This window comes from Paenibacillus sp. NRS-1781 (assembly GCF_050467745.1).
Taxonomy (GTDB): domain Bacteria; phylum Bacillota; class Bacilli; order Paenibacillales; family Paenibacillaceae; genus Paenibacillus; species Paenibacillus terrae_A.
Genome location: NZ_JBITPI010000012.1, coordinates 12,799 through 26,156, shown reverse-complemented (window position 1 = coordinate 26,156; position 13,358 = coordinate 12,799). Strand labels below are relative to the sequence as shown.

Genomic DNA, 13,358 nt, shown 5'->3' with positions numbered 1-13,358 from the left:
ATGACTAACCATACATTGGAACAAAAACGTTATTTCAGCTTCGAGCTGCTGAATTGGTATACACGAAGCAAGCGGGATTTGCCGTGGCGCCGCCATAGGAATCCTTTTTATATCTGGATCTCGGAAATTATGCTTCAGCAGACGCGTGTAGATACGGTGATTCCGTATTTTAACCGCTTTATTGCACGCTTTCCGACGATTGAGGCGCTGGCGGAGGCACCTGAGGAGGATGTGCTTAAGCTGTGGGAAGGGCTGGGATATTATTCCCGAGCCCGGAATTTGCAAACGGCGGCGAAACAAGTGGTTGAGCTTCACGGCGGAGAGGTGCCGGATGATACGCAAGCTGTCGCCGCTCTGAAAGGCGTAGGTCCGTATACGACGGGAGCGATTATGAGCATCGCCTTCAATCGGCCGGAGCCTGCTGTGGACGGTAATGTGATGCGTGTGCTGTCGCGTTATTTTCTCATTGAAGAGGATATTATGAAGGGCAGCACGCGAGCGCATATGGAAAGTCTGGTGCGGGAGCTGATCCCCGAAGGGAGAGCCTCCGACTTCAATCAGGCACTGATGGAGCTGGGGGCGCTGGTCTGCACGCCGAAGTCGCCCCAGTGCCTGACCTGCCCGGTCATGGAGCATTGCTCAGGCCGATTGGCAGGCCGCGAGGAGACGCTGCCGGTCAAGACGAAGGCGAAGCCGCCGCGACTGGAGCCGCGTTCTGTCGCCCTCATCGAGGGCAGCGGCGCGAATGCAGGCCGCCTGCTCGTGCGTCAGCGCCCGGCCAAGGGCCTGTTGGCCCGCATGTGGGAGCTACCGCACGAGCTTGTCGGGCCGGAGGGCTACAACGGCCCGGTGCCGGATGAGCCAGCTATGGATCACCTGGCGGCTCATTTGCTGGCGGAGGGCGTGCTCGCCCGTCCGGTGCGGTTCGTACGTGAGGCGGAGCACACGTTCAGTCACATTCACTGGAACCTGCGTGTGTTCCAGTGTGAAGAGGTCGCCAGCCCTGTCGGAGAGGCGGGCGGACAGTCGCTGGCTGCCGAGCAGCGGGTAGGCTACAGCACCGACGGTGCGAAGCCCGGTGCGCTGATTGCGCTGGTGGAGCAGGAGAAGCACACGCGCAATGCGCCGCCAGCGGGGTACCGCTGGATCAGCGAGGCGGATATGGCCACCTTGGCGTTTCCCAAGGTGTTCCTTGATCTGATCACCGAATATTTTGCGAAGCAAAAAGGGACCTTGGTGTAGGTCCCCAAGCTGTCGGGAGAAGTCCTGACAGCTTTTTTTGTTCTTTTTTCGTTCAGTCCAACATCTCATTTAAATAACGATACATATAGGCAGTGTCTATCCATGGTGTAGCCGAGTGCGCAGCGAAGGATTTATCTACATCGCCTGTTCAAAAATGTCGATCACTTCCTGCTGTGTAGGCTGAATCGGATTGGTTACACCGCAGGCATCCTTGAGTGCGTTGGCAGCGAGAACAGCGAAGTCTTCACGCTTGACGCCGAGTTCTGCCAGCCCGGAAGGGATGTTGACCCGTTTAGCCAGCCTTTCAATGGCGCGCAAGGCGAGGCTTGCACCTTGTTCTGGTGTAACACCGTCCGTTTTTTCGCCAAGTGTACGGGCAATGTCGGTGAGTCGTTCGGCGGAAGCCTTGGCGTTGTAGCGCTCTACATGCGGCAGTAAAATGGCGTTACAGACCCCGTGCGGCAGATTATAAAAGCCACCCAGTTGATGCGCCATGGCGTGAACAAAGCCCAATCCGGCGTTATTGAACGCCATCTTTGCGAGGAACTCGGCGTAGGCCATTTGGCTACGGGCTTCCACATCGTTTCCGTCATCGACGGCTTTGACCAGATGATCCCGAATCAGCTCAATGGCTTTAAGCGCGCAGGCATCCGTGATCGGTGTGGCATTGGTGGAAACATAAGCTTCAATAGAGTGAGTGAGCGCATCCATCCCTGTTGCGGCAGTTAAGGACTTGGGCATAGCCATCATCAGATCAGGATCATTGACGGCAATGAGTGGTGTCGTGTGCTTGTCAACAATCGCCATTTTGATATGACGCTCTTCATCCGTAATAATACAAAACATAGTCATTTCACTAGGGCGTGTCTTCAAAGTGTTTAAGTAGGAATATATTGGTTAAAACCATTAAATGAGTACACGATATGAAATTCAAGATCAACAATGGCGGCAGATTCAAGATCTTTTTCCACCTAAACGAAAACCACAAGGAGGACGTCCTGCAGTGGACAATCGAATCATGTTGAATGCCATGCTATGGGTGGCCCGTTCAGGCGCCCCTTGGCGTGATTTGCCCGATTTCTTTCCCAATTGGAAATCTGTCTACACCCGCTTTCGACGCTGGCAGAAAGCGGGGATTTGGGATGAAGTGTTAAAACACGTTTCGCTGGATTCCGATGAGGAAAGCGTAATGATTGATGCCACGATTGTGCGAGTTCACCAGCATGGATCAGGCGCAAAAGGGGGCAAAGCAAGCAAGCGATCGGACGTTCCCGTGGCGGATTAAGCACCAAAATTCATGCTGTGGTGGATGCGTTAGGCAACCCACTTCGCTTTGAATTGACCGGAGGCGAGGCGCATGATTCCGTCCATGGATACGAAATGCTTAAATCCATGAAACTGACCATGAAGCAAGTCTTGGCCGACCGAGCTTACGATACGAATGCAATCCGGGCTTTTTTGGAAGAACAGCGGGCCATCCCCGTGATTCCGGGAAAGAAAAACCGCCGAGTGCCCCCGAAATATGATCGGGACATCTACAAAGAACGTCACTTAGTAGAATGTTTCTTTAATAAAGTAAAAAACTACCGTCGTCTGGCGACTCGCTATGATAAATTAGCGTGTACGTTCAGGGCGTTTTTGACCTTGGCATCCATTTTAGTGTGGCTTGCTTAAGTTTGAAGACACGCCCTAGCAAATGGTAATACATGGGTTGATTGTATTAGATGAATACACGATACGAAATAAAAGAGACGACCTGTTTCCACCTGAACGCCCCCCCCAAGGAGGACGTCCCGCATTGGACAACCGAATCATGTTAAATGCGATGCTTTGGGTGGCCCGTTCAGGCGCCCCATGGCGTGATCTACCTGACCACTTTCCACATTGGAAATCCGTCTTCACCCGCTTTCGACGTTGGCAAAAAGCGGGGATTTGGGATGAGGTGCTTAAGTCTGTTTCCCTGGATGTTGACGAGGAAAGTGTAATGATTGATGCCACGATTGTACGCGTTCATCAGCATGGATCGGGCGCAAAAGGGGGCAAAGCATCGAGTTTATCTTCAATATCTGCGCAAAATAACCATCAATATCGGCGTTTAATCGCTAGCCAACAGTTGAAGAAGTTCAAACTTCTAGCCTCCGTATTAGCGAATGTTACATGACCAAATACAATAAGCTTTATTTTTAGGCACGTTCTCATACCATTAAGTTTAGGCAATATCTAATCGGGATTAGACGCATGTTCGTGTCCCTCGACACCACGGTTCAGCAAATTCCAAAATTGTTCAACCATGACTGATGCCGGATATGGCATCGAACGGGTAATCCACCATTCCAATACTCCCACTGCCGCTGAAATTAAAAATTGCACCGTAATGTCCCTGTTCATTTCCTGATCAAGGTTGATCGAATCCAGATGCTCGCTCAGACTTTGCCGTAACATTGTCTCCATTTGGTTCCGAAAAACCCTACTTCCCTTGCTCGTCAGCATTATGGAATAGAAAGAAGCATGTTGCTCCAAATATTCAAACGTGCGCAGTAGTGCGGTTTTGGAAGGGAGATGAAACAAGTCATCTTCAGACATACAATTGCGTAGTAACTCGTTAATTTGAGCTTCCATGCATTGATCGCGCAGATCGTACTTGTCAGCGAAATGCAAATACACCGTTCCGCGATTGACATTCGCTTTCTCCGCAATTTGATTGATCGTTATGCTCTCGAATTCCTTTTCTGACATCAGCCTCATAAAAGCATCAATAATTGCTTGCCTCGATTTTTGAATACGCCTGTCCATATCCTTCCCCCCTTTATACCATCCAAAAAAAAATGATCACTTCGAAGCCCTCTGTTGAAAAATCAACAACCGAGCTTGTTTTAACCATTGAACACCATTTATTGCTCTGATACATTCACTATATAAAATTTATGTTGATAATTCAACATATGTTCAATTATAGAGGAGGTATAATCATAAAATCTATTTTTTACAATATTTGAAATAATTTAATTTACATTAAATCAGGAGGGTTTAAAAATTGAAACTTACAGGAAACACGATTTTTATTACAGGCGGCGGTTCGGGAATTGGACGTGCGTTAGCAGAAGCTCTCCACAATCTTGGAAACAAAGTTATTATCTCTGGTCGACGTAAAGAGCGTCTGGAGGAGACGATCAAAGCGAATCCCGGCATGTCCGCAGTGGAATTGAATGTACAAGATCCTGCCAGCATAGAGGCGGCCGCCAAACAGTTAATCGAAGAATACCCGGATTTAAATGTCTTGATTAACAACGCTGGCATCATACAGTCCGATGACGCGGCGAGCGTGATCGATGAGGATGTTTTGGTTTCGACTGTCACCACAAACTTGCTAGGTCCAATTCGGTTGACTTCTGCATTAATCGAGCATTTGAAGTCCAAAGAAGAAGCGGTTGTCATCAACACGACTTCGATACTTGGATTTGTACCGTTAGCGACAACTGCTGTATACTCCGCGACGAAGGCAGCACTTCATACCTATACGCTGTCCCAAAGGTACATGCTTAAAGACACTTCGGTAAAAGTAATAGAAATTGTGCCACCATGGGTTCAAAGCAACAACGATGAACCGCGTGCGATGCCACTTGCGTCATTCATTGATGCAACGATAAAGGTACTTGGCACGGATACAGACGAAGTTCTGGTGGAAGAAGCGAAAATGTTTCGAAATAACCCTGGGCCGAACGAAGGTGTTTTTGTGACCCAGCTTAACGATATGATGAATTCTGAACCTCCAAAGATTCATTGATCCACCTGTAATTCAATTTTCCGAAATTTAGGCGAACATGAATTAGACACTTAGGTCTGTCTAATTCATGTTCATTTTATTGTAACTTGCTCGTGGAGTAAGAAAAAGCGCCAAGCGGTCACGCTCAAGAGCTTAGCGAATATTTTCGTTAAAATGTTGACGGTCCCCCATGTGTTCCCATTTAATCAGTTTGAAGACACGCCCTAGCTGTGCCTGCCGTGGTGTTAATGGCAATCAGAGGGAAGGAGGGCTTCGCGGATTTATCCACGCCTTCGTAGTCGCCGATCTGTCCGCCGTTGGAGGCCAAAAGCGCGATGCCCTTGGCACAGTCATGCGGTGACCCGCCTCCGAGCGAAATAATAAAGTCGCACCCGGATTGGTTCAGTAGCTCCAAGCCCTCGTTTACATTGGAAACCGTGGGATTCGGCTGCGTGCGCTGTACACAACGGATTTTACGTTTAGACTGTCCAACATGCTCGTTACTTTTTTCACAATCCCAATATCAACTAAAGGCTTATCGGTTACGATCAATACATGTTTAAAGCCCAATTTTCCGATTTCTGTACCTGCATCCGCCAGTGCACCCGAGCCCATAAGACTCATACCCGGCATCATGAATTTGGAGGTTCCCGTCATAAATATGCATCCACCTTTGTTATTATTTTGAGGTAAATTAAGGTATAATGATGGAATTAAAGGATCTTTCAACCATCCTTATATTCTTATCATACTGCCCTATATTGGCGGGAACTAACGCATTTTATTATAAAATATCGTGATTTTTTAAAGGGTGAAACGATGGAGCATTCCAAAACTTTAGGCGACTTTAATCGTTATAGTGAGCTGAAATATGGATATGAAACCGAGCTGATCCGAATTTTGTATTATGAGCTTCCAGAAAATTATTACGAGAAATATGCTTCATACGAATACCCGAAGCTGTGTACGATTTTGGAGGGGAGAAAAGAAGTCAAAATTAATGAAACGGAGCATTTTGAATACGATTCTCAGGAAATTATCCTGCTTCCTCCCCAGTCCAGCGTTGAAATGAGGATCAAAGAACACACCAAGGCACTGGTCTTTGAATTAAGCGATCAGTTGATGGAACGGTTAAGGAACGTGGTAGAGGAGGAATTTCAGGTCCCGGAGAGTTCCCCGACTCATGCGGTGGTTCGCTGTGAGCTGAACGAAAAGGCGAATTCACTTACCGCATCTATGGAGCGGATCAAGCAATATATGGCACATCCCGCCGAAAGAAAAAATTTCCTGATTGATCTGGGCGCCCAGGAAATGGCCTATCATCTGCTACAGATGCAGGTGCTTGAGCAGAATCTGCTTACGAACCATCGGCATCCTGTGTTTCGGGCAATACGGGATATTCAGGAGCAGCTGCCTGGGATCAGGCATGTGAAGGATTTGGCGGATAACTATAATATGTCACATGCGAATTTCACGAATCAGTTTAAAAAAATAACAGGACTAACCCCGCTTGACTATATAACGAATCAAAAAATGCAGCTTGCCAAGCAATGGCTCCAGCATCGGAACGTGACAGAGGTCGCTTTTGATTTGAATTATGAGAGCGTTTCCTATTTTATCGGTCTTTTTAAGAAAAAGTACGGGGTTACACCCAAGCAATATCAGATGAGTGTGCAGCGCCAAGTTGTAGTTACGTAATGTGAAAAAAAGCCAAGCGGCGATTCCACAGTAACTGGGGAATCGCCGCTTGGCTATCTTACAGATATAGTGTTACCAGCTTATTTTTTCGCTGCTGCGTAACGTTTGTTCACTTCATCCCAGTTAATTACATTGTAGAATGCTGCAATGTAATCCGGGCGTTTGTTTTGATATTTCAGGTAGTAAGCATGCTCCCAAACATCCAGTCCAAGTACCGGAGTCAGACCTTCGGAGAGCGGGCTGTCTTGGTTAGGAGTGCTGGTGATTGCCAGTTTGCCGTCTTTGCCGACAACCAGCCAAGCCCAACCGCTACCAAAGCGTGTTGTAGCTGCTTTCGTGAAATCTTCTTTGAATTTGTCATAGCCGCCCAGCTCGTTGCTGATTGCTTCTGCAATAGCGCCAGTTGGTTGTCCGCCGCCGTTAGGGCCAATAACTTCCCAGAACAGGCTGTGGTTGTGGTGTCCGCCACCGTTATTGCGAACCGCAGGGCGGATGCTTTCAGGAACGCTGTCCAGATTGGAGATCAGATCCTCCAGGCTTTTGCTTTGCAGTTCAGGAGCGCTTTCCAGAGCTGCGTTCAGGTTTGTTACATATGTGTTATGGTGACGATCATGGTGAATTTCTACTGTCAGCGCATCAATGTGCGGCTCCAGTGCGTCTTTCGCGTAAGGAAGTTCTGGTAATTGAAATGCCATTGTAAAATCCCTCCTGATTATATGGTTTGGGTAAGGTGTCCCTATGTAATAATACCCTCTACAGTTATATTAAACCGCATTCAGGCTATTTTATCAACATTTTTGTTTGTAAAATAGCAAACTGGGTAATACGACCTGGTAGCTATCATGTCCAAAAACCCGCTTGGAATACATGTATATAGGTAATAAGAGGAAAATTATGTAGCTCAAAAATGTAAACGTTTCATATACAGCGCTTACATGAGAAAAAGGGATGTATTCCATCTAAAAGTGTGGTTTAATGTTCAAGGAAGCAGAAATTTCGGCTTTTTTGTCGACTGCTATATCTTGTCATGTCTGCGGATATGACGAATTTGAGGGAATTCACCCTTTTCCTGTTCTTCAATTCATATATAGCAGATCGTTTGCATTTTTATCATAATGCCTTGTGATTAACACCGTGCTAAGAACTTTAAGGATTTATGTAAAAAATGATGGTGCTGTCTCAATTTGTTTTATTAAGCTTACGAAAAGGGAGATATTACTTATGCACGTTCGTTCCTTTCAATTGAGTGATGTGAATCCAGTAATGGAACTCATGCAGATTGCCTTGTCTGAGGAGTGCTACAAAGAGACGGTGGGTGCTTTTGCCCGTCAGCTTTCGTGGGATTCTGGCTTGATCGTCGTTGCGGAAGAGGATGAAGAGCTGGTTGGCGCTCTAATCGGCACGATTGATCAGAATCATGGTTGTTATTATCGTATTGCTATTCACCCGGACCATCGTCGGATGGGAATTGGCAAATCGCTTGTAGAGTCCATGGAGCAGCGTTTTCAGCAACGTAAGGTTAGCCGCATCTGGGTAGCCGGAGACAAGCATAACAGCGCGGCCATGCCTTTATATGAAGCGATGGGCTACGGGGCAAGCCAGATTTTACAGACTTTTCAGAAGCTCAGCATTTTGGCTCCTCATTAATCGGCAATGGTTATAAAGAGAATCGAATATTTTCAAAGCTAATACTTCCATCTAGAGCATATCTGAGTAACCGTTGCAATCGGGTACGGGATATGCTTTTCTATTTATAACAGGGTTGAGGAGGTTTTTTATGGACGCTTTGGCTCCTTCGTCAGGTCCGCTTCCCTCGCCGGAAACGTCCAAACCTGTAGGTCGTGGGGGATATATACGCGATTGGTTGGTGACTCTTCTGATTGCGATGACCGTCTTGCTGCTGCTGAACCTGTTCGTGTTTAATTTGTCTACGGTCAGGGGGCATTCCATGCAGCCGACACTTATGGAAAGCCAGCATTTGTTCGTTAACAAGCTGATTTACAATTTTCATGATCCGGGCAGAGGGGATATCGTGATATTACAAGATCCCGACTCCAAGTCGTCCAGCCCGAGATTTTTAGTGAAAAGAGTCATAGGTACTCCAGGGGATGTAATCTGGGTTGAGCATAATCATCTATATGTGAACGGCGAGCTGCAAAACGAGCCTTACACCGACTCGGAGATTGAGGACGGTGATTACGGTCCTTTTACAGTAGAGCCGGGGCACTTTTTTGTCATGGGCGATAATCGACACGCCACGGGCAGCAAGGACAGCCGATATTTTGGCAGCATTAAACCTCAGGATTTGCTGGGGCGTGCGGAGTTTGTATTTTGGCCGTTATCCGAGTGGAAATGGCTGTAAAGTAACCATAGTTTATCAATGCGGAACGTGTGCAAATCGTCAGGACCATGACGGAGCAGGCAGTTACCGATCAGGAAAGGAAGAGGATTATGAAAGAAGTGATGGTATATACCGACGGCGCTTGTTCCGGCAATCCCGGACCTGGGGGGTGGGGCGTCGTTTTGCTATATGGAGAGCATCGCAGGGAGTTGTCCGGGGCAGAAAAAATGACGACAAACAATCGCATGGAGATCAAGGCTGTCATTGAAGCGCTTAAGCTGCTCAAGGAGCCTTGCCATGTAAAGGTACACAGTGACTCCGCCTATGTCGTAAACTGCTTCAAACAGGGCTGGATTAAGAATTGGCTTCGTAACGGCTGGCGCAACAGTAAAAATCAGCCAGTTGAAAACAAGGAGTTATGGGAAGAACTGTGGGAACTGATGAGTAAGCATGAGGTAGAGTATGTGAAGGTCAAGGGTCACAGTGACAACGAGCTGAATAATCATTGTGATTTTCTGGCGACCAGTGCTGTTAAAAATTTACGGTAGCATCTGCTGAACTATTCTGTTGAAATTTAAGATATGAAAGAGAGGTGAGTATCGGATGCAACGCGGACAGACACCAACGGCTGCCGGAACCGCTTTGACTTGGGCCTCGCTCAAGCAGGAGATTATCCAAGCCGCTCCAGGACTGGGCATCGACTCTATCGGGTTCGCATCCGCCGATCCCTTTCTGTCTCTAAAAGCAATATTGGAAGAGCATCGCGCCAAAGGCTATGAATCCGGTTTTGAGGAGCCGGACATTGATAAACGGATCTACCCGGAGCTTTACGGTTCGCAGCCTGCATCCCTGATTGCCATTGCGGTGGCTTATCCTTCCAAAATGAAGGACCCGCCGAAGTCAGACAAAGGCAAGTACCGTGGTATTTTGGCGCGTTCCGCCTGGGGTAAGGACTACCACTTAGTGCTGCGCGAGGCCATGGAAAAGCTGGAGGCTTTTATAGGTGAACGGGTTCCCGACGCGATTATGAAAAACATGGTGGATACCGGGGAGCTATCAGATCGGGCTGTTGCGGAACGGGCGGGTATTGGGTTTAGCGGAAAAAATACGATGATGATTTCACCAACACTGGGATCATGGATTTATCTCGGTGAGCTGCTGACGAATATCCCTTTTCAGCCGGATGAGCCGGTTACGGACGGGTGTGGGGAGTGTACAAAATGCTTGGATGCGTGCCCTACGGGCGCGCTTGTTGGGCCGGGACAGCTCAATGCCCAGCGGTGTGTGTCCTTTTTGACGCAAACGAAAGGATTTCTGGATGAGGAATTTATGCTGAAAATCGGGAATCGGTTGTACGGATGTGATACCTGCCAAATCGTATGCCCGAAAAATCGGGGCCTCAACTGGGATCATCATCCTGAGCTTACACCTGATCCCGAAATTGTGAAGCCACTGCTGCTGCCGTTACTGGATTTGAGCAATCGTGAATTCAAAGAGAGATTTGGTCAAAGTGCGGCAGCCTGGCGGGGAAAGAAGCCGATTCAGCGCAATGCGGTTATTGCGCTCGGCAATTTCAAGGATATTAGTGCCGTGTCCAAGCTGACGGAGGTTTTGCTGGATGATCCGCGTCCTGAACTTCGGGGCACGGCGGCTTGGGCTTTGGGCCGAATAGGAGGGAAAAACGCAATGACAGCGATCAAGCAAGCATCTGAGAAGGAACAACATGAGCAAGTACGCGAAATGGTCGCGCAGGCGCATTCCAAACTTGAGGAACGAGAACAGGCTGAACAGCAAAAGGTCTCAGAAGGGCCGACTACGATCTATTATGATGAAATGGAGACACCTATAGGCATTTTAACGCTGTGTGCAACGGACCGGGGGCTATGCCGGATTGATTTTGACGTTTTTCATGCGAAGGAGGCGCTGCTTCAGCAATGGGCCCGTACATGGATTGGGGAATATGTCTATGTGCAGGAGCCGGAAAAGCTGCGCGAGGCTGCGGTTCAACTGCGTGAGTATTTTGCCGGGAAACGACGGGATTTCACTGTGGCCTATGATTTGAGGGGCACCCCTTTTCAGGAGCAGGTATGGCGTGCGCTGCAAAATATTCCGTATGGTCAAAGCGTGTCCTACAAGGATATCGCGGAGTCAATTGGCAGAGCCAAGGCGGTACGTGCGGTTGGAGGAGCGAACAACAAAAACCCGTTGCCCATTCTGATTCCATGTCACCGGGTATCGGGTGCGGACGGGAGCTTGGTTGGATATGCTGGAGGCCTGCCGATCAAGATGAAGCTGCTGGATTTGGAGAAGGAATGAGGACAAGTGTTTGCAAATTGTGATTTGCTAGCTGTCCCATGTTTTGCTATGATAGGTTCGTGTATAATTCAAGAGGTTTCATATAAATATACAGAGGTGACGACTTCGTGGTATGGAATATTGTCATTCCGATCATTACCCTGATTGTTGGTTTGGTCGGGGGATTTTTCATCGGTGCTTATTATCTTCGCAAACAGCTAGAAAAGATGCAAAACGATCCTGAGACGCTGCAAAAAATGGCCAAACAGATGGGTTATAACCTGAATGGGAAGCAAATGCAGAAGGCCCAGCAGATGATGAAGAACCAGCAGTTCTCCAAAAATCAGCCAGGTCAGCGTAAAAATCAGGGCAATCGTAAATAATGAGCAACATAAGCACGAATGCCGCATGAGGTTGCACAGAGGAGGATTACTGTGGCTGGCGTAAAAGATTATATTAACCGCAAAGCTGCGGATAACCGGGATAAAATCGAGTACCATGTGGAGCAGATTCTACAACTGATCGGTGAGGACCCCAAGCGTGAAGGCTTGCTGGAAACACCGGCACGCGTAGCGCGCATGTATGAGGAGATATTTGCAGGTTATGAGGTTGATCCCCGGGATGCGCTGGGTGTAACATTCGACGAAAATCACGAGGAGCTTGTGATTGTGAAGGACATCGTCTATTACAGCCAGTGTGAGCACCATATGGCTCCTTTCTTCGGAAAAGTGCATATCGGCTATGTACCCAGCGGCAAAATTGTAGGACTAAGCAAGCTTGCCCGTCTGGTTGAGGCTGTGACGCGTCGTTTGCAGGTTCAGGAGCGCATTACGGCACAGATTGCAGATATTTTGAATGAAGCGGTCTCCGCTCACGGGGTTATGGTGGTCGTGGAAGGCGAGCACTTGTGTATGTGCGCAAGAGGCGTCAAAAAGTCTGGCAGCAAAACGGTAACATCTGCGGTACGTGGAACGTTTCGTGATGATGCTGCGCAGCGTGCAGAGTTCCTCTCGTTGCTCAAGGATTGACCGAACAGGCGTGACGGTGATGTGATGATTAAAAAAGAGTGGTTTACGCATAGGCGTAACCACTCTTTTTTGCTAACATGAGAATAGGTAGCCGGTAGCTGCTTTGAAGGAGGATAGCGTATGGAGAATGTACATATGTCAGCAGACAAAACAACGGTTTTGCCTGATCTGCAATGGTTTCAAGCGCCACTCGTGACCACTCAGACGGATGTTTTGTCTCCACTGGCGTGGGAGGAACTGGCCTGTCGGCAAGTAGGGCAAGGAGCTGCGCCTATTTTGCATCTATGGCGACACCCGGCTGCGCTGGTGATCGGCCACCGGGACCGCAGGCTTCCGTACGCGCCGCAGGCGATGGAGCGTGTGCGGAACGCCGGAGCCTCGGTATGTGTGCGTCCCTCGGGCGGAGCGGCCGTGATGCTGGACAGGGGGGTACTGAACCTGTCCCTGATCCTGCCGAATCCGCAGCGAGCAATCAGCCTGCATGAAGATTTTCGGCTTATGGCGGGGCTGATTGCCGATGCGCTGGCCCCGTGGTCTGCCGATGCACAGACCGGGGAAATCGTCGGGTCCTTCTGTCCCGGCGATTACGATGTCAGCGTCCGAGGCCGCAAGTTTTGCGGCATTGCGCAGCGGCGGCAGGCCAAGGCCTATATCATCACGGCCTTTGTGATGATTGAGGGCAGTGGCGCGGAGCGCGCACAGGCGGTGCAGCGGTTCTATGCGGAGGCAGCCGGAGCTGCGCCGACGGGCGTGCCGAAGCCGGATTATCCGCAGGTGAATCCGGCAACGATGGGCAGCCTGGCGGAGCTGGCAGGGGTGCCGTCGGTTGAGGCTTATACGGCATCGCTGCGCCGTGTAGTCGAGAGCCGGGCGGCGATTGTGCCTGCCGATGGCTCACTGCTACAGCCGCAAGGACTGACGGAGCAAATGAGAGCGCTCAGAGAGCGATACGATTCGCAGGTGTAGTGGGAAGTATGTTCCTGGCTACAGA

16 protein-coding genes and 1 pseudogene are annotated in these 13,358 nt (G+C 49.0%); 12 read left to right on the top strand and 5 right to left on the bottom strand.

Features of this window, described 5'->3' with window-relative positions:
- On the top strand, positions 1–1,242 hold the full coding sequence (mutY, locus tag ACIFO6_RS03685) for an A/G-specific adenine glycosylase (RefSeq protein ID WP_430038291.1): 1,242 nt from the start codon (positions 1–3) through the stop codon (positions 1,240–1,242).
- A gap of 135 nt (positions 1,243–1,377) precedes the next feature.
- On the opposite strand, the pseudogene ACIFO6_RS03680 reads toward mutY, so the two are convergent.
- Positions 1,378–2,103, bottom strand: a pseudogene (locus tag ACIFO6_RS03680) (L-threonine dehydrogenase); the annotation flags it as partial.
- Positions 2,104–2,152: 49 nt separating this feature from the next.
- Between ACIFO6_RS03680 and ACIFO6_RS03675 the strand changes: the two are divergent.
- Both ACIFO6_RS03675 and ACIFO6_RS03670 read left to right on the top strand, forming a co-directional pair.
- Positions 2,153–2,916, top strand: a protein-coding gene (locus ACIFO6_RS03675) for an IS5 family transposase (protein WP_430038289.1) whose coding sequence is annotated in 2 segments (ribosomal slippage) — positions 2,153–2,494 and positions 2,497–2,916 — 762 coding nt in all. Because the reading frame shifts where the segments join, the coding sequence is not laid out codon by codon here.
- A 22-nt stretch (positions 2,917–2,938) separates the two neighbouring features.
- Positions 2,939–3,403, top strand: a complete 465-nt coding sequence (locus tag ACIFO6_RS03670; protein ID WP_430038288.1) for an IS5 family transposase — start codon at positions 2,939–2,941, stop codon at positions 3,401–3,403.
- A 59-nt stretch (positions 3,404–3,462) separates the two neighbouring features.
- Here the strand turns inward: ACIFO6_RS03670 and ACIFO6_RS03665 are convergent, their stop codons facing one another.
- Positions 3,463–4,035, bottom strand: coding sequence for a TetR/AcrR family transcriptional regulator (locus ACIFO6_RS03665; RefSeq protein ID WP_430038286.1), 573 nt, complete (start codon positions 4,033–4,035; stop codon positions 3,463–3,465).
- A gap of 241 nt (positions 4,036–4,276) precedes the next feature.
- Here ACIFO6_RS03665 and ACIFO6_RS03660 point away from each other — a divergent pair, with 241 nt between their 5' ends.
- Positions 4,277–5,026: an SDR family oxidoreductase gene (locus tag ACIFO6_RS03660; RefSeq protein WP_430038285.1), complete on the top strand. Its 750-nt coding sequence runs from the start codon at positions 4,277–4,279 to the stop codon at positions 5,024–5,026.
- Between the two features lie 181 nt (positions 5,027–5,207).
- On the opposite strand, the gene ACIFO6_RS03655 is transcribed toward ACIFO6_RS03660, so the two are convergent.
- Both ACIFO6_RS03655 and ACIFO6_RS03650 read right to left on the bottom strand, forming a co-directional pair.
- A complete protein-coding gene (locus ACIFO6_RS03655; RefSeq protein WP_430038473.1) occupies positions 5,208–5,477 on the bottom strand; it encodes an iron-containing alcohol dehydrogenase in 270 nt (89 codons plus the stop codon).
- Entirely contained in the window at positions 5,429–5,662 is a 234-nt protein-coding gene (locus tag ACIFO6_RS03650; RefSeq protein ID WP_430038283.1) for an iron-containing alcohol dehydrogenase, read from the bottom strand. The genes ACIFO6_RS03655 and ACIFO6_RS03650 overlap by 49 nt, the downstream gene beginning before the upstream one ends.
- Before the next feature lie 162 nt (positions 5,663–5,824).
- On the opposite strand from ACIFO6_RS03650, the gene ACIFO6_RS03645 reads away from it, so the two are divergent.
- The gene (locus ACIFO6_RS03645; RefSeq protein ID WP_430038281.1) at positions 5,825–6,703 is read left to right on the top strand and encodes a helix-turn-helix transcriptional regulator; all 879 of its coding nucleotides are present in this window, start codon (positions 5,825–5,827) and stop codon (positions 6,701–6,703) included.
- Positions 6,704–6,783: 80 nt separating this feature from the next.
- Here ACIFO6_RS03645 and ACIFO6_RS03640 read toward each other — a convergent pair whose 3' ends face one another.
- Entirely contained in the window at positions 6,784–7,398 is a 615-nt protein-coding gene (locus ACIFO6_RS03640; protein WP_137061541.1) for a superoxide dismutase, read from the bottom strand.
- 526 nt (positions 7,399–7,924) lie between these two features.
- On the opposite strand from ACIFO6_RS03640, the gene ACIFO6_RS03635 reads away from it, so the two are divergent.
- From ACIFO6_RS03635 to ACIFO6_RS03605, 7 genes are all read left to right on the top strand, one after another.
- Positions 7,925–8,350 carry a GNAT family N-acetyltransferase gene (locus ACIFO6_RS03635; protein ID WP_014279774.1) on the top strand — a complete coding sequence of 142 codons (426 nt, stop codon included), beginning with the start codon at positions 7,925–7,927 and terminating at the stop codon, positions 8,348–8,350.
- A 130-nt stretch (positions 8,351–8,480) separates the two neighbouring features.
- Positions 8,481–9,065 carry a signal peptidase I gene (gene lepB / locus ACIFO6_RS03630; protein WP_430038278.1) on the top strand — a complete coding sequence of 195 codons (585 nt, stop codon included), beginning with the start codon at positions 8,481–8,483 and terminating at the stop codon, positions 9,063–9,065.
- A gap of 89 nt (positions 9,066–9,154) precedes the next feature.
- Positions 9,155–9,592 carry a ribonuclease HI gene (gene rnhA / locus ACIFO6_RS03625; protein ID WP_430038471.1) on the top strand — a complete coding sequence of 146 codons (438 nt, stop codon included), beginning with the start codon at positions 9,155–9,157 and terminating at the stop codon, positions 9,590–9,592.
- Between the two features lie 55 nt (positions 9,593–9,647).
- Entirely contained in the window at positions 9,648–11,360 is a 1,713-nt protein-coding gene (queG, locus tag ACIFO6_RS03620) for a tRNA epoxyqueuosine(34) reductase QueG (protein ID WP_430038276.1), read from the top strand.
- A 107-nt stretch (positions 11,361–11,467) separates the two neighbouring features.
- A complete protein-coding gene (locus tag ACIFO6_RS03615) occupies positions 11,468–11,722 on the top strand; it encodes a YneF family protein (protein WP_044646118.1) in 255 nt (84 codons plus the stop codon).
- Positions 11,723–11,773: 51 nt separating this feature from the next.
- The gene (folE, locus tag ACIFO6_RS03610) at positions 11,774–12,367 is read left to right on the top strand and encodes a GTP cyclohydrolase I FolE (protein ID WP_430038275.1); all 594 of its coding nucleotides are present in this window, start codon (positions 11,774–11,776) and stop codon (positions 12,365–12,367) included.
- A gap of 120 nt (positions 12,368–12,487) precedes the next feature.
- Positions 12,488–13,333, top strand: a complete 846-nt coding sequence (locus tag ACIFO6_RS03605) for a lipoate--protein ligase family protein (protein WP_430038273.1) — start codon at positions 12,488–12,490, stop codon at positions 13,331–13,333.
- Positions 13,334–13,358: the final 25 nt, after the last annotated feature.